The 17747-nt window shown below is 71.2% G+C and carries 20 protein-coding genes; 4 read left to right on the top strand and 16 right to left on the bottom strand.

Annotation, left to right across the window (positions count from 1 at the left end; all coding sequences use genetic code 11):
- Positions 1–84: 84 nt before the first annotated feature.
- From ACGFNU_RS09340 to ACGFNU_RS09315, 6 genes are all read right to left on the bottom strand, one after another.
- Positions 85–1530 carry a penicillin-binding transpeptidase domain-containing protein gene (locus ACGFNU_RS09340; RefSeq protein ID WP_392591731.1) on the bottom strand — a complete coding sequence of 482 codons (1446 nt, stop codon included), beginning with the start codon at positions 1528–1530 and terminating at the stop codon, positions 85–87.
- A gap of 116 nt (positions 1531–1646) precedes the next feature.
- Positions 1647–2225, bottom strand: a complete 579-nt coding sequence (gene rsmD / locus ACGFNU_RS09335) for a 16S rRNA (guanine(966)-N(2))-methyltransferase RsmD (RefSeq protein ID WP_392591729.1) — start codon at positions 2223–2225, stop codon at positions 1647–1649.
- 223 nt (positions 2226–2448) lie between these two features.
- Positions 2449–3372, bottom strand: a complete 924-nt coding sequence (locus tag ACGFNU_RS09330) for a HEAT repeat domain-containing protein (protein ID WP_392591727.1) — start codon at positions 3370–3372, stop codon at positions 2449–2451.
- 44 nt (positions 3373–3416) lie between these two features.
- A complete protein-coding gene (locus ACGFNU_RS09325) occupies positions 3417–3497 on the bottom strand; it encodes a putative leader peptide (RefSeq protein WP_392593464.1) in 81 nt (26 codons plus the stop codon).
- Positions 3498–3549: 52 nt separating this feature from the next.
- Positions 3550–5736 (bottom strand): ATP-dependent DNA helicase RecG, encoded by a 2187-nt coding sequence (gene recG, locus ACGFNU_RS09320; RefSeq protein WP_392591726.1) that lies wholly within the window; start codon positions 5734–5736, stop codon positions 3550–3552.
- A gap of 25 nt (positions 5737–5761) precedes the next feature.
- Positions 5762–7354 carry a DAK2 domain-containing protein gene (locus tag ACGFNU_RS09315; protein WP_392591724.1) on the bottom strand — a complete coding sequence of 531 codons (1593 nt, stop codon included), beginning with the start codon at positions 7352–7354 and terminating at the stop codon, positions 5762–5764.
- A 230-nt stretch (positions 7355–7584) separates the two neighbouring features.
- On the opposite strand from ACGFNU_RS09315, the gene rpmB reads away from it, so the two are divergent.
- Positions 7585–7779 (top strand): 50S ribosomal protein L28, encoded by a 195-nt coding sequence (gene rpmB / locus ACGFNU_RS09310; protein ID WP_151571354.1) that lies wholly within the window; start codon positions 7585–7587, stop codon positions 7777–7779.
- 90 nt (positions 7780–7869) lie between these two features.
- Here the strand turns inward: rpmB and thiD are convergent, their stop codons facing one another.
- From thiD to ACGFNU_RS09295, 3 genes are all read right to left on the bottom strand, one after another.
- Entirely contained in the window at positions 7870–8667 is a 798-nt protein-coding gene (gene thiD, locus ACGFNU_RS09305; protein ID WP_392591721.1) for a bifunctional hydroxymethylpyrimidine kinase/phosphomethylpyrimidine kinase, read from the bottom strand.
- A 30-nt stretch (positions 8668–8697) separates the two neighbouring features.
- A complete protein-coding gene (locus ACGFNU_RS09300; protein WP_392591720.1) occupies positions 8698–9516 on the bottom strand; it encodes a cellulose binding domain-containing protein in 819 nt (272 codons plus the stop codon).
- 273 nt (positions 9517–9789) lie between these two features.
- Positions 9790–10710, bottom strand: a complete 921-nt coding sequence (locus ACGFNU_RS09295) for a thiamine-phosphate kinase (RefSeq protein ID WP_392591719.1) — start codon at positions 10708–10710, stop codon at positions 9790–9792.
- Between the two features lie 121 nt (positions 10711–10831).
- On the opposite strand from ACGFNU_RS09295, the gene ACGFNU_RS09290 reads away from it, so the two are divergent.
- The gene (locus ACGFNU_RS09290; RefSeq protein ID WP_344536817.1) at positions 10832–11065 is read left to right on the top strand and encodes an Lrp/AsnC ligand binding domain-containing protein; all 234 of its coding nucleotides are present in this window, start codon (positions 10832–10834) and stop codon (positions 11063–11065) included.
- A 13-nt stretch (positions 11066–11078) separates the two neighbouring features.
- Positions 11079–11537 (top strand): DUF3515 domain-containing protein, encoded by a 459-nt coding sequence (locus ACGFNU_RS09285; RefSeq protein WP_392591717.1) that lies wholly within the window; start codon positions 11079–11081, stop codon positions 11535–11537.
- Positions 11538–11657: 120 nt separating this feature from the next.
- Here the strand turns inward: ACGFNU_RS09285 and ACGFNU_RS09280 are convergent, their stop codons facing one another.
- From ACGFNU_RS09280 to ACGFNU_RS09250, 7 genes are all read right to left on the bottom strand, one after another.
- The gene (locus tag ACGFNU_RS09280; protein WP_392591715.1) at positions 11658–12209 is read right to left on the bottom strand and encodes a nuclear transport factor 2 family protein; all 552 of its coding nucleotides are present in this window, start codon (positions 12207–12209) and stop codon (positions 11658–11660) included.
- Positions 12206–12403 (bottom strand): ferredoxin, encoded by a 198-nt coding sequence (locus tag ACGFNU_RS09275; RefSeq protein ID WP_392591713.1) that lies wholly within the window; start codon positions 12401–12403, stop codon positions 12206–12208. Before ACGFNU_RS09275 ends, ACGFNU_RS09280 begins: the two co-directional genes overlap by 4 nt.
- Positions 12400–13731 (bottom strand): cytochrome P450, encoded by a 1332-nt coding sequence (locus ACGFNU_RS09270; protein ID WP_392591711.1) that lies wholly within the window; start codon positions 13729–13731, stop codon positions 12400–12402. Before ACGFNU_RS09270 ends, ACGFNU_RS09275 begins: the two co-directional genes overlap by 4 nt.
- The gene (locus ACGFNU_RS09265) at positions 13728–14507 is read right to left on the bottom strand and encodes an SDR family oxidoreductase (RefSeq protein WP_392591710.1); all 780 of its coding nucleotides are present in this window, start codon (positions 14505–14507) and stop codon (positions 13728–13730) included. Before ACGFNU_RS09265 ends, ACGFNU_RS09270 begins: the two co-directional genes overlap by 4 nt.
- Positions 14507–15721 carry a cytochrome P450 gene (locus tag ACGFNU_RS09260; RefSeq protein ID WP_392591708.1) on the bottom strand — a complete coding sequence of 405 codons (1215 nt, stop codon included), beginning with the start codon at positions 15719–15721 and terminating at the stop codon, positions 14507–14509. Before ACGFNU_RS09260 ends, ACGFNU_RS09265 begins: the two co-directional genes overlap by 1 nt.
- Positions 15722–15734: 13 nt before the next feature.
- On the bottom strand, positions 15735–16313 hold the full coding sequence (locus tag ACGFNU_RS09255) for a TetR/AcrR family transcriptional regulator (protein WP_392591706.1): 579 nt from the start codon (positions 16311–16313) through the stop codon (positions 15735–15737).
- A gap of 101 nt (positions 16314–16414) precedes the next feature.
- Positions 16415–16684 carry a class I SAM-dependent methyltransferase gene (locus ACGFNU_RS09250; RefSeq protein WP_392591704.1) on the bottom strand — a complete coding sequence of 90 codons (270 nt, stop codon included), beginning with the start codon at positions 16682–16684 and terminating at the stop codon, positions 16415–16417.
- Positions 16685–16787: 103 nt separating this feature from the next.
- Here ACGFNU_RS09250 and ACGFNU_RS09245 point away from each other — a divergent pair, with 103 nt between their 5' ends.
- On the top strand, positions 16788–17741 hold the full coding sequence (locus tag ACGFNU_RS09245; protein WP_392591703.1) for an MBL fold metallo-hydrolase: 954 nt from the start codon (positions 16788–16790) through the stop codon (positions 17739–17741).
- Positions 17742–17747 lie beyond the last annotated feature (6 nt).

Here is a 17747-nt window from a genome sequence, read left to right as displayed (position 1 = left end):
GTGGGGCCTGCGGCGCGACCGTACCAAACCGGATTCGGTCGCCCCGCACCGGGCTTCACCGGCACGGGTCCGGGCACGGCGGGGTCAGCCGGCGAGCGCGTCGATGATCTCCGCGGCGATCGGTCCCGACTTGATTCCATACCCCTCGGCCTCGGTCATCACCGCGACCGCGTACCGCGGATTCGAGCCGGGGCCGTAGCCGATGAACCACCGGTCGTTGTAGGACCTCGCCTCGACGTCGGCGGTGCCGGTCTTGCCGCCGACGATGGACGAGCCCTGCAGGCTCTTGCCGGTGCCGGAGCGGACCACGGCCTTCATCAGGTCCCGCATCTGCCCGGCCCGCGCGGCGGTGAGCGGCCGGGCCAGCGTCTTCGGGTTCGCGTCGCTCACGACCGAGCCGTCGGGCGCGCGCAGCTTGTCGACCAGGTAGGGCCGCATGACCTTGCCGCCGTTGACCACCCCCGCGGTGACCATGGCCATCTGCAGCGGGGTGGCGACCGTGCTGCCCTGCCCGATCGAACCGAGCGCGCTCAGCGACGGCTGGTCGGTCTTGGGGAACGAGCTGGCCGCGCTGGTCATCTTCCCTTCGGCGACGTCGACCTTGCTGCCGAAGCCGAAGCCCGCGGCCTGGTCGCCGACCGCCTGGTTGCCCGGCTCCTCTGCCCCCATGTAAGCGAACGTGGTGTTGCAGGACTGCGCGTACGAGTCGATCAGCGGGATGGCGGGCAGGTCGCACTGGCCGCCGATGTCGCCCGCGTCGTTGTTGATGGCCTGGCCCGCGCCCGGAGGCTTGTAGCTGCGTCCGGCCTTGACCTGCGAGTTCTTGGTGTCGCCGCCGGTCAGCGCGGCCGCGGCGACCACGGTCTTGAACGTGGAGCCGGGCGGGAAGACCTCGTTCATCGCCTTGTTGAGCAGCGGTTTCAGCGGATCGTCGTTGAGGGCCTTGAACCTCTTCGTCGCCTCCTTCGCGTCCAGCGTCGACACCGAGCCGGCGTCGTACGAGGGGGTGGAGGCCATCACGAGGATCGCGCCGGTCTCGGCGTCCAGCACGACCGCGGCGCCGCGGCGGGCGCCGCTGGACTTGAGCGCGGTGTAGGCGGTCTGCTGGGCCTTGAGGTTGATCGTGGTCTCCACCGAGCCGCCGGGCGTCTTCCGGCCAAGGAGCTTGTCGAGGAAGTTGCTGGTGGCCAGGCGCGGATCGGTGCCGTCGAGGAAGTGGTTCTCGGCGTTCTCCAGGGCGCTCTGCGAGAAGACCGAGAAGTAGCCGGTGATCGGCGCGAAGACCTCGCTGTTCCAGTAGCGGCGGCGGTAGGTCTTCTCGTCCTTGACCTTCTCCGACCAGGCCAGCTTCTGGCCGCCGGCCACGATCGGGCCCCGCTCGATCTTGTTGCGGTCGTCGAACTGCCGCGCGTTGTGGGAGTCGTCGCGCAGGTCCTGGTATTCGAACCCCTGGACGTAGGTGACGTTCACCATCAGGGCGAGGCCCATCAGCAGCGCCACGATCCAGGTGCGCCTCACCGCCTTGTCCATGCCGGGCCTACTCCCCCGAAGTGGCGCGACCACTCGTCACGGTCACGCGCGCCCCCAAATGATCATTTCACCCTCACACACCGGCGATCGCGGCGTGGGACGATTCACGGAATGGATCACTGTGGAGCCGGTTCGGCATCGGCGCGGCCGTACCAGAAGACGGCCTCGCCGTAACGGCGGTCGCGTTCGGCGGTGTAGCCGTCCGGCCACGCGAGCGCCGGGCCGCGCACCGAGCGTTCGACGACGACCAGCGCGTCCGGCGTGAACCAGCCGTTGTCGCGCAGGTCGATGAGGAGATCGATGACGGCGGCGTCGGTGAGCGCGTACGGCGGGTCGGCGAAGACCAGATCGTAGGGCTCGTCCGGGGGGCGCCGGACGACCCGCTCGACCTTGTCGGCCACCGGCCGCGCGCCGGGCAGGCCGAGGGACGCCGCGTTCTGCCGGACGACCTTGATCGCGCGCGGGTGCGACTCGACCAGCAGCGCGTGCGCCGCCCCGCGCGAGAGCGCCTCCAGGCCGACCGCGCCGGACCCGGCGAACAGGTCGGCCACGCGCAGCCCGTCGAGCGGGCCCAGCAGCGCCTGGACCGTCGAGAACAGGCCCTCCCGGGCCCGGTCGCTGGTCGGCCGCGTGTCGCGGCCCGGCGGGACCGCCAGCCGCCGCCCGCCCGCGGTTCCCGCGATGACCCTGCTCACCGTCCTCCAGCCCCCACCCGCCGCCTGCAAACGACGAGCTGCGCTCGACCTTCCAAATCTCCAGCCCCCACCCGCCGCCATCAATGGACGAGCTTCGCTCGGCCTCTCTTTGATTATCGCCGCGCCCCGGACCAGCCGCGCCCCCGGCGGGTCGTGCGAATGGGCGGGCGGGATGCCCCCACCCCGGAACATCCCGCCCACGTCTCTTAGGACGACCGGCGGCTCACGCGAGTGCCCACCGGACCTGAGTTCGCACTCCCGGGTCAGGATCCGCCAGCGCCTCGGTAAGGGCCGTGACGACTTCGGGACGGTCCGAGGCCCACTGCTCCAGGGACTGGACCGCGGCCCGGCGCACGTCCACGATGCGGTCGCGCAGCGCGTGGAGCAGCGGCTGGACGGCGACCTCGGGGGTCGCCCGCGCGAGCGCCAGGGCGGCCCGCTTGCGCACCTGCCAGCTGGAGTGCGCGATCGCGGTGATCACCCTGCCCTCCAGCGGCTCGGGCAGGCCGAGCTCGGCGGCCGCGTCGACGGCCGCCATCCGCACGACGGTGTCGTGGTCGGCGAGCAGGTGGTCGAGGACGGGCAGGCCGGCGGGCACCGCGAGCCTGGTCAGGCCCTCGGCGACGGCCACCCGCACCTCGCGGGCGGGGTCGTCGGCGGCCGCCGCGACCGCGCCGACCGCGCGCAGCGCGACGAGCCCGAGGACCGCCTGGACGCGGACGTGGACCTCGCCGTCCTGCAAACCCTGCTCGTACAGCTCACCGGCGCCCTCGGTGAGGACGACCAGCAGCGCGGTCGCGACCTCGCGGACCAGCCGGTCGCGGCCGCGCGAGGACGCCGAGAGGAGCGCCTTGACCCCCTCGTCGCCGAGATAGACCTCGGGCAGGTCGCGCAGTGCCTCGGCCGCGAGACGCCGCACCTGCTCGTCCTCGTCGGCGAGCGCCAGGGCGAGCGCGTCGCCGAAGCCGCGCGGGCCGTCGCCGCCGCCGGCGCTCCTGATGAGGACCGTGAGCGCGGCGCCGCGCACCTCGGGCTCGGGGTCGCGGAGGTAGGGCTCGAGGTCGCCCACCTCGGGGTGAGAGATCTGGTGCAGCTCGATGACCCGGGCGAGGAAGCCGAGGTCGGCGGACGTGTCGGTGATCGTCATGATGAGGCCTCCGGGTGGCCGTCTGATCCGGTACGGGTCGGGGATCAGCGGCGCGAACACAGGGCGCTCGCCTGCCGCCGGAGATCGACGTGCCGGCGAGCGGTCAGGGGCTCTCTCGGATGCACGCCCCCATGCTCACCCGGATTTCCGATAAAGTCAATCTATTAAGTAGGGATCCTAGGCCTTCTCGAGGTACTCCGCGCGCTCCTCGTCCAGCAGGGAGGCCAGCTCGGCCGCGAGACCGGGGTTGTCGTCGAGCTCCGGATCGGCCTCGACCAGCAGGGTGGCCTCGTCCCGGGCGTGCCGGATGACCTCCTCGTCGCGCTGGAGCGTCAGGAGCCGCAGGCTGGACGAGCGCCCGGCCTGGGTCGCCCCGAGCACATCGCCCTCCCGGCGCTGCTCCAGATCGAGCCGCGACAGCTTGAAGCCGTCCGTCGTCGAGGCCACCGCGTCCAGCCGCTCGCGCGCCTTGCTCCCCGCCTCGGCGTCCGTCACCAGCAGGCACAGCCCCGGCAGCGCCCCCCGGCCGACCCGCCCGCGCAGCTGGTGCAGCTGCGACACCCCGAACCGGTCCGCGTCCATGATCACCATCACGGTCGCGTTGGGCACGTCCACGCCCACCTCGATCACGGTCGTCGCCAGGAGCACGTCCAGCTCCCTCGCCGTGAACCGGCGCATCACCGCGTCCTTCTCGTCCGGATGGAGCTTGCCGTGCAGCACCCCCAGCCGCAGCCCCGCCAGCAGGACCTCCAGCTTGGGCAGCACCTCCATGATCCCCAGCGGGGACCGCCGCTCCCCGTCCTCCTCGATCGCGTCGCCCTCGTCGCCCTCCTGCTCGCCGATGCGCGGGCAGACGATGTAGATCTGGCGCCCGCCGGACGCCTCCTCCTTGATCCGTTCCCACGTCCGCGCCAGGAAGGCGGGCTTCTCCGGCGGCACCACATGCGTCTTGATCTCCGACCGCCCCGCCGGCAACTGCCCCAGCACGGACGTCTCCAGGTCGCCGAACACCGTCATCGCGACCGTCCGGGGAATCGGCGTGGCCGTCATGACCAGCACGTGCGGCCGCCCGCCGGTCACCTTCTCCCGCAACGCGTCCCGCTGCTCGACCCCGAACCGGTGCTGCTCGTCGACCACCACCAGCCCCAGGTCGGCGAACTGCACCTGGTCCTGCAACAGCGCATGCGTGCCCACCACGATGCCCGCCGCCCCCGAGGCCGCGTCCAGCAACGCTGCCTTGCGCACCTTGGCCCCCTGCGACCCGGTGAGCAGCGCGACCTTGGTCGCGTTGTCGGCTCCCCCGATCTGCCCGGCCTGCGCCAGCTCCCCGAGCATCCCGGTAATCGACCGGTAGTGCTGCTGCGCCAGCACCTCGGTAGGCGCCAGCAGAGCCGCCTGCCCACCCCCATCCACCACCTGCAACATCGCCCGCAACGCGATCACCGTTTTGCCGGCCCCCACGTCGCCTTGGAGGAGGCGGTGCATGGGGTGTTCCAGGGAGAGGTCTTCGGCGATCTCGCGGCCCACCTCGCGCTGGCCCTGGGTGAGTTCGAAGGGGAGGCGGGCGTCGAACCCGTCCAGGAGGCCGCCCTCGATCGCCGGGCGGGCCTTGGCGGGGAGGGCGGCGGCGGCCTGGCGGCGCTGGGCCAGGGCGATCTGGAGGACGAACGCCTCGTCCCACTTGAGGCGTTTGCGGGCGCGGGAGAGCTCGTCCCAGTCCTTGGGACGGTGGATGCCCTCGTAAGCGTCGCGGAGGCCGATCATGCCGTAGCGCTTGAGGGTGAGCTGGGGCATCGGGTCGTCGCCGAGCTGGAGGTTGTCGAGGACGAGGCCCACGGACTTGGTGATCGCGTCGATGTCCAGGCCTTTGGTCGCCGGGTAGATCGGGATGATCTCGTCGGCCCACTCCTGGGCGGCCTCGGCACCCTCGCGGGCGTGGATCGGCTTGTACTGGGGGTGGGTGAGCTGGCGGACGGGCCGGCCGCTGCGGGGACGGTAGGTGCTGATCTTGCCGGCGAACAGGCCGCGGGTGCCCGGAGAGAGCTCCTTTTCGGGCTTGTACGAGCCCTTCCGGCCGAAGAAGCTCAGCTTGAGCTCGCCCGTGCCGTCGGTGACGGTGATCTCCAGGACGTAACCGGGGCTGCGGGTGAGGGTGCGGCCCTGGACCTTGACCACTTCGGCCATCACCGTCACGTGCTCGCCGTCCAGCAGGCTGTTGAGCGGGGTCAGCTCGCCGCGGTGGGCGTAGCGGCGGGGGTAGTGGTGCAGCAGGTCCCCGACCGTGTGCAGGTCGAGGCCGCTCGCCAGGACCTTGGCGGTCTTGTCCCCGAGGACCTTGCGCAACGGCTCGTCGAGTTTGGCCACCTGTCTTTTCTAGCCCATCGGGGGGTCATTCCACTCCGATGAGCAGGGGGTAGCGCTCCTGAGCTCCGTCGTAGACGCCGACCTCGACGTCGGGGCGGGCGTCGTTCAGGTGGTCCTCCAGGGCTTCGGCCAGGCCGGGGGGTGCGTGGGAGCCGACGATGAGGGTCACCAGCTCGCCGCCGCCGGACAGCATCCGGTCCAGGCACTGGCGGGCCACCTCGCCGAGGTCGGCGCCGATCATGGCGACATCGCCGTCGATCAGGCCGAGCACGTCGCCGGGCTGGCAGAGGCCCACGCTGGTGAACGCCTCCTCGGCGGCGACCTCCAGGTGACCGAACCTGGTCGCGCCGGCGGCGCGCGTCATGGCGATCACGTCGTCGGCGAAGCGGCGCAGCGGATCGTGCACCGCGAGCGCCGCCAGGCCCTGGACGGACGCCTTGGTCGGCACGACGGCGATGCGGGCGCCGGCGTCGCGGGCCCGTTCGGCGGCGGCCTCGGCGAGGGCGAGGACCTCGGGCTCGTTCGGCAGCACCGCCACCTCGTCGCCGGCGGCCAGGATCGCCTCCGCCAGGACCGCCAGGGGCGGGACGGTGCCCGAGGCACGGCGCACGACCCTGGCGCCGCTCCCCTCGAAGAGCGCCGCGAGCCCGTCGGCGGCCGTGACCGCGACCACGGCGCGGCCGACGTGGGGCGCGTGCGGCTGGTCCTCGGTGATCGTGTGCAGGTAGGTGACGCGGATGCGGTGCGGGTGGCCCGCCGTGAGGCCCGCCTCGATGGCCGCCCCGGCGTCGTCCACGTGGACGTGGATGTTCCAGAGGCCGTCGCCGCCGACGACGACCAGGGAGTCGCCGAGGCCGTCGAGGGTCTCGCGGAGGTCGTGGATGGCGTCGTCGGGGGCGTCGAGGAGGTACATGACCTCGTACCCGGGGCCCGTGGTCTCCGGCTCGTCCCGGACGGCGGGCTCGCCGTGGGTGCGGGCGGGAACCTCGTACCGCTCGGGGAACTCCTCGGTGATCACGGCGGCGAGTGCCTCCAGGACCACGCAGAGGCCGGCGGCGCCCGCGTCCACGACCCCGCTGCGGGCGAGGACGTCGAGCTGGCCGGTGGTCTTGCGCAGCGCCTGGCGGGCCCCGGTGGCGGCGCCGCGCGCGGCTCCGGAGAGGCCGTCCTCGGTGCCGGTGGCGGCCGACGCCTCCTGGAGGACGCTGAGGATCGTCCCCTCGACGGGATGCTCGACCGCGTTGCGGGCCAGCACCGAGGCGTACTCCAGCGCCTCGGCGAAGACCTCCGCGTCCACCCGCAGCCCCGGCCGTCCCATGATCTCGGCGAGCCCGCGGAACACCTGGCTCAGGATCACCCCGGAGTTGCCCCGGGCGCCCAGCAGCGCGCCCTGCGCCATCGCCCGCCACGTCTCGGCGGTGCCGGCCGCCGCCGGCAGCGCCTCGGCGGCCTCCGCCGCCGCCAGCACGGTCAGGTGCAGGTTGGTGCCGGTGTCGCCGTCGGGCACCGGGAACACGTTGAGCGCGTCGATCTCCCCCCGGGTACGGCCGAGGGCCTCGGCCGCGAGCCTGCACCACTGCCGTACCGCCGCCCCGTCGAGGACCTCAGTCACACTCACGCCCCTCTCCCACCATGTCCGCATAATCTGTACCGCGTGACGTCACCGCTGGGAACCGATCGAACCCGGAATCCGCAGGCCGAATCCCCTCGCCGATTCGCTTAGCGGTCGAGAGGTCGGCTACTCTGATCCATGCGCCTCCTCCGAGGCGCCTTCAGCGAGCGCACCGAGCGGCCTCTCCGGCCGGGGGCGTTCCGTTCAGAGCACCGACACCCACTTTGGAGTTTCCCGTGGCTTCCGTCTGCGACGTCTGCGGCAAGGGACCCGGTTTCGGCATGAGTGTCTCCCACTCGCACCGCCGCACCCCGCGCCGCTGGAACCCCAACATCCAGCGCGTGCGCGCCGTCGTGAACGGTGGCACCAAGCGCATCAACGCCTGCACCTCCTGCATCAAGGCAGGAAAGGTAGTGAAGCCGACCGTCTGACGGTCGTCCCCAAGCCTCAGTCGGCTCACCAGTGTTCTGGTGAGCCGACTTTTGCATTCCTGGACGAGCCGCCAACGTCGGGCTCAGCCGTCAGCGGTCGCGCATGCGCCAGGCGTGGTCTACGGGCCCGATTCCGGCGCCCAGGGGGAAGCCTGCGGCGATCGCGCCTGTGACGTACTCCTTGGCCCTGGCCACGGCGGTGGGGACGTCGGAGCCCAAGGCGAGGTAGGCGGCGATGCCGGAGGCGAGGGTGCAGCCCGTGCCGTGGGTGTGGCGGTTGTCGTGGCGCGGCGCGGTGAAGCGGTGCTCGGTCGTGCCGTCGAAGAGCAGGTCGGCGGGCTCGCCGGGCAGATGGCCGCCCTTGACCAGGACCCAGGCGGGGCCGAGGGCCTTGACCGCCTCGGCCGCCTCGCGCAGGCCCGACTCGTCCACGACCTTGACGCCGGTGAGCTGCTCGACCTCGTACAGGTTGGGGGTCACGACGGTGGCGACCGGGAGCAGGGCCGACCGGACGGCGGCGACGGCGTCGGGGGCCAGCAGCGAGTCGCCGTGCTTGGAGACGCCCACGGGGTCGACGATGACCGGCACGTCCACGGACGCGAGGCGTTCGGCGACGGTCTCGACGAGCGCGGTGGACGCGAGCATGCCGGTCTTGATCGCCTGGGCGCCGATGTCGCCGAGCACCGAGTCGAGCTGGGCGCGGACGGCCTCGGGGGGCAGTTCCCAGTAGCCCTGGACGCCGAGCGAGTTCTGGGCGGTGACGGCCGCGATGACGCTCATGCCGTGCGTGCCGAGGGCCAGCATCGTCTTCAGGTCGGCCTGGATCCCGGCGCCGCCGCCGGAGTCGGAACCGGCGATGGTCAGCACGAGGGGCGGGTTCTGCGTCATGCCGCCAACCCTAAACGGCGCCGGAACGGGTCAGACCCGGACGCAGGGCTGCTTGTTGATGACGCATTCGGACGGGGGCTGCGCGACGCCGCTGGCCACGTAGGTGAGCCGCACCTTCTGGCCCGGGCCGAGGGCCGGGGTGCCGGGGGCCTTGCGCACGTAGAGGCGCTGCCCGGTGCCCACGACGGTGCCGCCGGTCGCCGACACGAACGTGACATTGGGGATCTTGAAGGCGATCGCCCAGTCGTTGACCGGCTGCTTGCCGCGGTTGCCGATGGTCACGGTGGCCCGGAACCCGCTCGCGGTCGGTGCGCCCACCCGGAACGCCACGACCAGGCCCGCCTGCCGTCCGGCCGCGGTCGGCTGCCCGCCGCGCTCGGAGACCTGGCCGTCCCTGGGCTCGGCGGGCTCGTGGGCGCCGCCGCCGAAGTTGAGGGAGATCTGCGAGGTGCTGCCCGCGTACGCGACGACGCCGACGGCGATCACCAGCGCGGTGACGGGCAGGAGCGGCGCGACGACGAGCTTCTTGGGCAGGCGCCGCCCTGGGACTTTGTCGGCCGGCTTGTCGCCTTCCGGGGCGGCGGCGCGCGGCGGGCGGGGCGCGCCGGTGGCCGCGCCGGCCACGGGCGCCGGGGCGGCGGGCCTGCCTGTCGCGGGCGGACGGCCAGCGGCGGCGGGACGGTCGGTCGCGGGGCCCGGGGACGGCCCGCGGGTCTTGTAGAAGGCGCTGACGTCCGGCATGGTCACGTCGAGCGAGACGGGCGGCCGGCCGGCGGCGGGCGGCGGTACCGGCACCGGGGCGGGCGGCGGCACGGGCGGCACCGGCGGTACCTGGGCGGGTGGTGGCACTGGCCCTGCCTGGGCGGATGGCGGCACGGGTGCTGCCTGGGCGGGCGGCGGTATGGGCGACGGGGTCTGCGGGGGTGGGGGTATGGGGGCTCCGGGGTGCGGCGCGGCCAACGGTGGAGCCTGATGGGCTCCCTCGTCATCAGGCCGCTGCGGCTTGGTGTGTCGTCCCATCCCATCCCTCTTCGATCACAGGAAGGTATACCAAACCAGTACCAAACATGCCTACCGGATGAGTAAAAGGGTGGCCCCCGCAACCGGCCGTGTCACCCGCGCTCACCTGCGGAAGTGGTCCCAGCCACCCGCCTCGCCGGGGCGTCCGTCCACGGTGACGCCGTCGCCCTCCGTGACGACACCGACGGCCGTCCAGGCGGGCGGAAGGACGGCCCCGGCGGGGAATGTGCCGGCGAAGGCGTGGTCCTCGCCGCCGGTCAGCGCGTGCCTGAGCCCGTCCGGGCCGAGCACGTCCGCGACCGGCACCGCGGCGCTCCGGATCTCGATCCGGACGCCGCTCGCCGCCGCGATGTGACCGAGGTCCTGGAGCAGCCCGTCGCTCACGTCCATGAGAGTCGTCGCGCCCAGCGCCCGTGCCTCGCGTCCCGCCTCGTACGGGGGTCGCGGGCGCCGGTGCGCCTCGATCAGCTCGGCCGGGCCGTCGAGCCCGCCGGACAGCAGGTCGAGGCCCGCCGAGGAGTGGCCGATCCGGCCGCGTACGGCCACGACGTCGCCCGGCCCGGCACCGGAACGGGTCAGCGGCGGCTCGCCGCCAAGATCACCGAGCGCCGTGACCGCGATCGTGATCTCAGCCGCCCCCACGACGTCCCCACCGGCCACCGAGGCCTCGGCCCGTGCGCATTCGTCCGCAAGGCCGTCATAGAGCCGCTCGGCCCATTCCACCGGGGTGCCGGTGGGCAGGGCGAGCCCGATCAGCAGGACCGTGGGGCGAGCGCCCATGGCGACGACGTCGGCGAGGTTCTGCGCGGCGGCCTTGCGGCCGATGTCGTACGGGCCGGACCAGTCGAGACGGAAATGCCGCCCTTCCACGAGCAGATCGGTGGTCGCCACCACCCGCCCGTCGGGCGCCCGGACCACCGCCGCGTCGTCGCCGGGCCCCAGGTCGACCGCCGGGCCCTGCGGCAGCCGCCGCGTCAGCCGGGCGATCAGGCCGAACTCGCCCAGCTCCCCGATGGTCTCCATCGCCTCCGAACCCCCCGCAGAAAGGACAAGGCGCACTTGATCGCCCCCCGGGCCCCCGTCGCGCCGCGTAACACGATACGGTGAGTTTCTGACGGCTATTTCTCCGCCCGGGGAGGACGTGATGGTGCAGGCCTACATCCTCATCCAGACCGAGGTAGGCAAGGCTGCCGCCGTGGCCCGCGAGATCGCCGGGATCTCGGGCGTCAAACTGGCGGAGGACGTGACAGGGCCGTACGACGTCATCGTCCGAGCGGAGGCCAACAATGTCGACGAGCTGGGCAAGCTCGTCGTCGCGCAGATCCAGGCGGTCGAAGGGATCACCCGGACGCTCACCTGCCCGATCGTGCATATCTGACGGTCACGCCTCTGTGGTTCGCCGCCGTCCGCTCGCACTGCTCGGCGTCACGCTGGTCGCGGTCGCCGGCTGCTCGGACGGCGCGGTCCAGGTGCCGGCGCCGAGTCCCGACGCCGTGACGGCCCGGCTCTGCGAGGGCCTGCGGCTGCCGGCGAAGGTGAACGGCCTCTCCCGCCGCGACACCGAGCCGAGCTCGCCGCTGACCGCCGCCTGGGGCTCTCCCGCGATCGCACTGCGCTGCGGTGTCCCGCGTCCCCCCGCGCTGACGCCCGCCGCTCAGTTGCAGACCATCAACGGGGTCGACTGGTTCGGGCAGCCGGCGGACCGCCCGATCACCTGGACGGCGGTCGCGCGCCAGGCCTACGTCGAGGTGACGGTGCCCGCCAAGTACGCCCCGCCGGGGGACGTGCTGATCGAGTTCGGCGAGGCGATCACCGCCACGATCCCGAAGAAGCCCGAAGGCCAGATCTAAGGGCGGGAAACCCCGGCGCTGACCCCGGGTGCCGCCCCGGGGCCCGCGCTCACCAGAGAAGCTGCCTCACCAGAGGGGCGGCCTCACCACAGGGGCGGCGGCCTCATCGGCGGATGGCCCTCACCAGAGGGAGGCCGGGCTCTCGCCGCGCTTGTAGTAGCCGGGGATCGGCTCGCCCGAGGCGGCGCGGTCGAGCCGCCGCTTCATCCCGTCCGACAGCACCTCGGCCTTCATCATCTCGACGAACAGCGAGGTGACGTTGCCCAGGTCGAACCAGTCGCGCTGCCACGACCACTGCCGGTTCCCCGCGTACCGGAACCAGCTGCCGCCGATCCCCGCCGCCTCGTACGGGCTCCCGTCCGGGCGCCGGGCGTCGGCCACCTGCTTCCAGAAGCCGACCACCTCGCCCTTGCGGTCGTCGATCAGAATGCTCTGGTACGGGTACGACCAGCCGTCCAGGCCGCCCATCTCCGACCCGAGCGCCAGGTCGCGGATCTCGTCGCGGCCGACGGCCATGAAGTCCTGGTTGGGGCCGATGTTCCAGCCGTACGTCGCGTCCTCGGTGTAGAGCTCGGCGAGCGGCCGCCAGTCGCCGAGTTCCTCGCAGCGCCGGTTGGTGTCCAGCCAGTGCTGGACCATGTCGTCGAGCTCCTCGCGCGGAAAACCGGTCACGGGGACTCCTCCAGTTTGAGCGCCTGGGTGGGGCAGTAACGGACCGCGGCGGCGACGTCGTCGCGCAGGTCGTCGGGCGGTTCGGCGTTGAGGACGCGGACCTTTCCCTTGGGCGGGACCTCGAAGACGTCGGGCGCCTCCAGTTCGCACATGGCGTGGCCCTGGCACAGGTCGAGGTCCGCCTCCACCCTCACGGTCGCCGCCGGCGGCGGTAGCGGACGGCGCACGGCTGCGCGAGCTGGACGACCATCTTGGAGTGGTCGTTGCGGTAGGTCTCGGACGGCTGGGCGAGCTCGAACTCCCAGTCGCGCAGCAGCACCGAGAAGATGGCCTTCAGCTGGATCATCGCGAAGTTGGCGCCGACGCAGCGGTGCCGTCCGGCGCCGAAGGGCACCCACGTCCAGCGGTGCGCGAGGTCCTCCTCACGCGGCTTGGCGTAGCGCTCGGGACGGAAGGCGTCCGGTTCAGGGAAGTCCTCGGCGATCCGGTTGGAGACGGCGAGACTGCAGCCGACCATGGTGCCCTCGGGGATGCGGTGGCCGAGCACCTCCTGCTCGGACTTGGCCACCCGCAGCAGCAGGATCAGCGGCGGATGCAACCGCAGCGCCTCCTTGATCGCCGACTCCAGCCTGGGGATCTCGCGCAGCGCCTGGAAGCTCACCTCGCTGCCGTCGGCGTAGAGGTCGTCCAGCTCGGTCACGACGCCGGCCAGCACGTCGGGGTGGCGCAGCAGCTCGATCAGCGTCCACGCGGCGGTCCCGGACGTGGTGTGGTGCCCGGCGAACATCATCGAGATGAACATCCCGGTCACCTGGTCGGCGCTGAAGCGCGGGGTGCCGTCCTCGTCCCTGATCGACATGAGGACGTCGAGCAGGTCGCGGTCCTCCTTCGGAGGTCTCGGCGGCCGCCCGTTCATGATCCCCTGCACGAGCTCGACCAGCGCGGCCCGCGCGTCGTCGCGCTTGCGGAAGCTCTCGATCGGCGCGTACGGATCGACGTACGCGATCGCGTCGGTGCCGCGTTCGAGGTCGTGGTAGAGCTCGGCGAAGCGCCGGTCGAGCTGCTCGCGGAACTTCTTGCCGATCAGGCAGGCGGACGAGGTGTAGATGGTCAGCTCGGCGAACCAGTCGAGCAGGTCGATCTCTCCTTCCTCGCCCCATCCGGCGACCATCCGGTCCACCTCGGCCGCGATAGTCGCCGCATGGCCCTTGAGGAAGGAGCCCTTGAGCGCCTGGTTGTGCAACGCCTCGCGGCGTTCCTCCGGGGTCGCGTCGAAGACGACGCCCGCGCCGAAGATCGGAGTCATGAACGGGTAGGCCTCGGCCTGGTCGAGCTCCTCGTCCGGGGCGCGGAAGAAGAACTCGTTGGCCTCCTCGCCCGACAGCAGCACCACGCGGCGGTCCGCCAGCCGGAACTCGCCGACGTCGCCGCACTCCGCGCGGACGCGGCGCATCAGCGCGATGGGGTCCGACCGGAGCTCGTCCAGGTGGTCGGGGCCGCCGGACACGGCAGGGATCGTCATGACTTCTCCACGGGCGCCTCGGGCTGGACCTCGACGAGTGACAGGTGCGAGCCGCGCGGCGTCCCCACCACGGCCGCCACGGCCGCGGCGACGTCGGACGGGCGCAGGAAGTAGGGATGCCGGGCCAGGCCCCACTTGACCCATTCCTCCAGGACCTGCCCGGTCGTCTCGGCGTCCCAGCCCATGCCCATCCCGGTCGCGGTCGGGCCGGGCCGGACGATCGACGCGCGTACGCCGGTGCCCTCCAGTTCCATCTGCATGGCGCGGGCCATGCCTTCCACGCCGTTCTTCGCGGCGACATACGCGCCCATCCGCGGGCGTGGCGCCCGGACGACGTCGGAGGAGATGAAGACGACATCTCCGCGCCCTCGCGCGACCATGCCTGGTACTAGTTGCGACACCAGCCGATGTGCGCCGATGAGATGCACCTGTACCTGGGCCAGGAATCCGTCTGAGTCGAGCTCGTGAATCCGGTCGGCCGCCAGGTCTCCTGCGCCCGACACGAGAACCTCGATCGGGCCGAGCGCGTCCTGTGCCGCCGCTACGAAAGCCTTGGCCGAGTCGGAGTCGCCCACGTCCAGGGGATGCGCGAACGCCTCTCCCCCACCCGCCCGGATCGTCGCCGCCAGTTCCTCGCATTTGTCGACACGCCGCGCGCCTACCGCCACGGGATGTCCGGCCATCGCCAGGGCGGTGGCCGTGGCCGCGCCGATGCCGGATGACGCTCCGGCCACCAGTGCCGGACGTCGCTCAGGGTGTGGTTCGAATCTGGGCATTATTGTCGCCTCTCCAGCCGTACGGGCAAGGTCGCGAATCCCCGAACGTTCACCGAATGCACGCGTTGGGCCCGGTCGCCGTCCACCTCGTACGCCGACACCTGCCGGACGAACTCGGTCAGCGCGATCCGGGCCTCCAGCCGCGCGAGGTTGGCGCCAAGGCAGAAGTGCCGTCCGCCACCGAAACTGATGAGCTGCGAGGTGTCCTGGTCGATGTCGTACGCATCCGCCTTGGCGAAGGCTCTCGGATCGCGGTTGGCCGACCCGACGAGGAGCAACATCCGCTCTCCCGACGGGATCGTCTGCCCGTGCCAGGTGGTCTCCTGCGCGACGGTCCGCGCGAGCATCTGGCTGGACGTGTCGTACCGGAGCGTCTCCTCGATCCAGTCCTCGACTCGTGCCGCGTCGTCGAGCGCCTTGCGTGACTCCGCCGGATTGCGCCAGCCCCAGTACAGCGTGTTGGCCAGGAGCTTCGTCGTCGTCTCGTTGCCCGCCACGACCATCAGGAAGAGGAACGCGATGACCTCGCGTTCTTCCAGCCGGTCGCCGTCGATCTCCGCGTCGAGCAGCGCCGACGTCAGATCCCCGGTGCGCCGCTTCCTGCGTTCGGCGACCATCTGCTCGTAGTAGCCGGCCAGCGTGAGCGCGGCCTCCATCCCGGCGGGCGGGACGTCGTTGAGCCCCTCCTCCCGGTGCACCACGAGATCGGCCAGCCGCCGCACCTCGGCGCGGTCGGCCTCCGGGACGCCCATCATCTGCGAGATGACGTCCATCGGGAGCTTGCCGGCGAACGTCTCGATGAAGTCGCCCTCGCCCGCGTCCACCAGGGGATCGAGATAGCGCCGGGTCAGCTCCAGGATGCCGTCCTCGAGCTCCTTGACCCTCCGGGGCGTGAAGCCCTTGGAGACCAAGGCCCGCATCCGTGTGTGCCGGGGCGGATCCAGGGCCAGGAACGACATCGTCTTGTGGGCATGCGGGCCCCAGGCGCTCGGCTCCAGCGAGACACCGTTCATGCTGGAGAACGTCGCGTGGTCCCTGAAGGCCGCCGCCACATCCGCATGCCGCGACAGGGCCCAGAAGCCCAGTTCCTCGTTCCGGTAGAGAGGAGCCTCGTCCCTCAACCTGGCGTACGTCGGATAGGGGTCTTCGTGGATGGCGTAGTCGTAAGGGCTGTAAGAGACAGAGCTGGAAGGAAACCCGGGGGAATGCCCCACAGCCGTCACCTCGCTATGTGTTCGTGAGTATGAGCTCGGCCATCTCGGCGAGCCTGTCGGCCATGCGGGCGTACGAGGTGTAGCCCATGCCCGCGTGCACCAGCGCACCCGCGTACGCCAGCTCCAGCGCGCCCACCACCTTCTCGTCGGCGTCCTCGCCCAGGGCGGTCTGGAGCCGCTCCCGGATCGCGATGCCGATCCTGATCCGCAGCTCCCGCACGTCCGGGTCGGTGCCGAGCATCGAGGTCGTGCAGGCGGCCGCGAGCTCGGGCTCGTCCGAGACCAGCAGCGCGATCTCGCGGAGCACCGCGCCCACGCGCTCCTTCGTCGAGCCCTCCACCGCGACCGGCTCCAGCGCGCTGAGCCGCCGCCAGAACACCTCGGTGATCAGATGGTTCTTGGAGGCGAAGTAGGTGTACGCCGTCGCCGGGGCGACCCCCGCGCGCTTGGCGACGTTCCGCACGGTCAGGCCCTCGTACCCGGCCTCGCGCACCTCTTCCACCGCCGCGTCGGTGAGCCGCCGCACGGTGTCGGCCTGCCGGTCGGTGAGCCGCCGCCGCGTGGACTCGTTGGCCAATCCCGGAGCCCCCACCCGAGCACCCTTCCGTCGACGTCCGGCCGGTTACCGGACACGTGTCCAGACATTAGTTCAGACACCGGCCCACGGCAACATCACGGGACGACCGCTCACGATCAGGGGACGACCGCCCGCGCGAGCCTGCCGAACGCGATGGGGCGCAGCGCGTCGCTGCGGCGCCAGAGTGACCCGCCGATGGCTTGCAAACGGTCGCGTTTCCACTGTTGCAAAGCGGGGTGGTCCACTTCGCAGACACACTTTCGGCCATTGTCACGGTAGGCGAAATCGTCCAGGCCAGCTTTGAGAATCACATATTTCTCCGGGCCGGTGTGGAGTAGGTCTAAATTTGCCGCATCAAACGGATGTCGATTCGCTAACCCGCACACCGAATATCCGGTTGTACGCCTGGAGGGTGCTCGCTACGATCAGCGAAAAATTCATCAGGCCGGAGAAAGCCGGTCGACGACCGGTTTGAGAGGGGCGGCCCCGATGACGCGGCTTCCTGAGCACCCTGACCTCCTGGAAAAGGGACACCCGTTCCGCCAGTGGAAGACCTGGCGAATACCCGGTACCGAACTGACCCTGACCGGTTACTCCCGTGCCAACGACAAGACGTTCTTCCACATCCCCGAGCTCCGGTGCAGCCTGGACGCGGGGTTGTGCGAAGGACGGCAGGTGGACACGGTGTTCCTGACCCATACGCACCACGACCATTCCAAGGATCTCGACTTCCTGGCCACGGACGCGGCCGTCTACCTCCCGGCCGAGGCGGTGCCGTACGTGGAGTCCTATCTGCGCGCGTCCGCCGAACTCAACCACGGGCCGAGCTACGACCCGGCGTTGGCGGGCGACTACCGACTGCACGGCGTACGGCAGGACGACGAGTTCGCCTTCGGGCGCCGCGGACACCACGTGCGAGTCGTCGAATGCGAGCACAAGGTGCCGTGCGTCGGATACGCCTTCTCGGAAAAGCGCAAGGCCCTGCTGCCCGAGTTCGAGGAGTTGCGGCAGAGTCTGGCGCAAGAAGGCCGAAGCAATGAGTTCGGCCGGATCATCGCGCGGAAACGCAAGGAGGGTTTCGACGTCGATGGGGAGGTCCGCCGGCCGCTCTTCGCATTCCTGGGTGACACGCACGTGAACGTCTTCGACCGCAACCCGTGGCTCTTCGACTACCCGGTCATCATCACCGAGTGCACCTTTCTCCACGACGCCGAGCTGGAACGCGCCAACCGCGTCGGGCATACCGTGTGGAGCCAACTGAAGCCCGTGGTCGAAGCCCACCCCGAGACGCAGTTCATCCTGACCCACTTCAGCCTGCGCCATTCGGACCGGGAGATCCTCGCGTTCTTCCGGGAAGCGGAGACCGCCAAGCCGGACAACGTCATGCTGTGGATCCATCCGGAGGGCCACATGCCCGAGCAGCATCAGCACTCCAGCTCATAGAAAGAA

Source organism: Spirillospora sp. NPDC048911, assembly GCF_043198015.1.
Lineage (GTDB): Bacteria > Actinomycetota > Actinomycetes > Streptosporangiales > Streptosporangiaceae > Spirillospora.
This window is presented reverse-complemented; position numbering and strand designations above follow the sequence as displayed.

Bases quoted from the DNA above. Each gene is read 5' to 3' on its own strand.
- ACGFNU_RS09290 (WP_344536817.1), top strand. From the start codon at position 10,832: ATGGTGCAGGCCTACATCCTCATCCAGACCGAGGTAGGCAAGGCTGCC.
- ACGFNU_RS09330 (WP_392591727.1), bottom strand. From the start codon at position 3,372: ATGACGATCACCGACACGTCCGCCGACCTCGGCTTCCTCGCCCGGGTC.
- ACGFNU_RS09245 (WP_392591703.1), top strand. From the start codon at position 16,788: ATGACGCGGCTTCCTGAGCACCCTGACCTCCTGGAAAAGGGACACCCG.
- ACGFNU_RS09295 (WP_392591719.1), bottom strand. From the start codon at position 10,710: ATGGAGACCATCGGGGAGCTGGGCGAGTTCGGCCTGATCGCCCGGCTG.
- thiD (WP_392591721.1), bottom strand. From the start codon at position 8,667: ATGACGCAGAACCCGCCCCTCGTGCTGACCATCGCCGGTTCCGACTCC.
- ACGFNU_RS09265 (WP_392591710.1), bottom strand. From the start codon at position 14,507: ATGCCCAGATTCGAACCACACCCTGAGCGACGTCCGGCACTGGTGGCC.
- ACGFNU_RS09270 (WP_392591711.1), bottom strand. From the start codon at position 13,731: ATGACGATCCCTGCCGTGTCCGGCGGCCCCGACCACCTGGACGAGCTC.
- ACGFNU_RS09340 (WP_392591731.1), bottom strand. From the start codon at position 1,530: ATGGACAAGGCGGTGAGGCGCACCTGGATCGTGGCGCTGCTGATGGGC.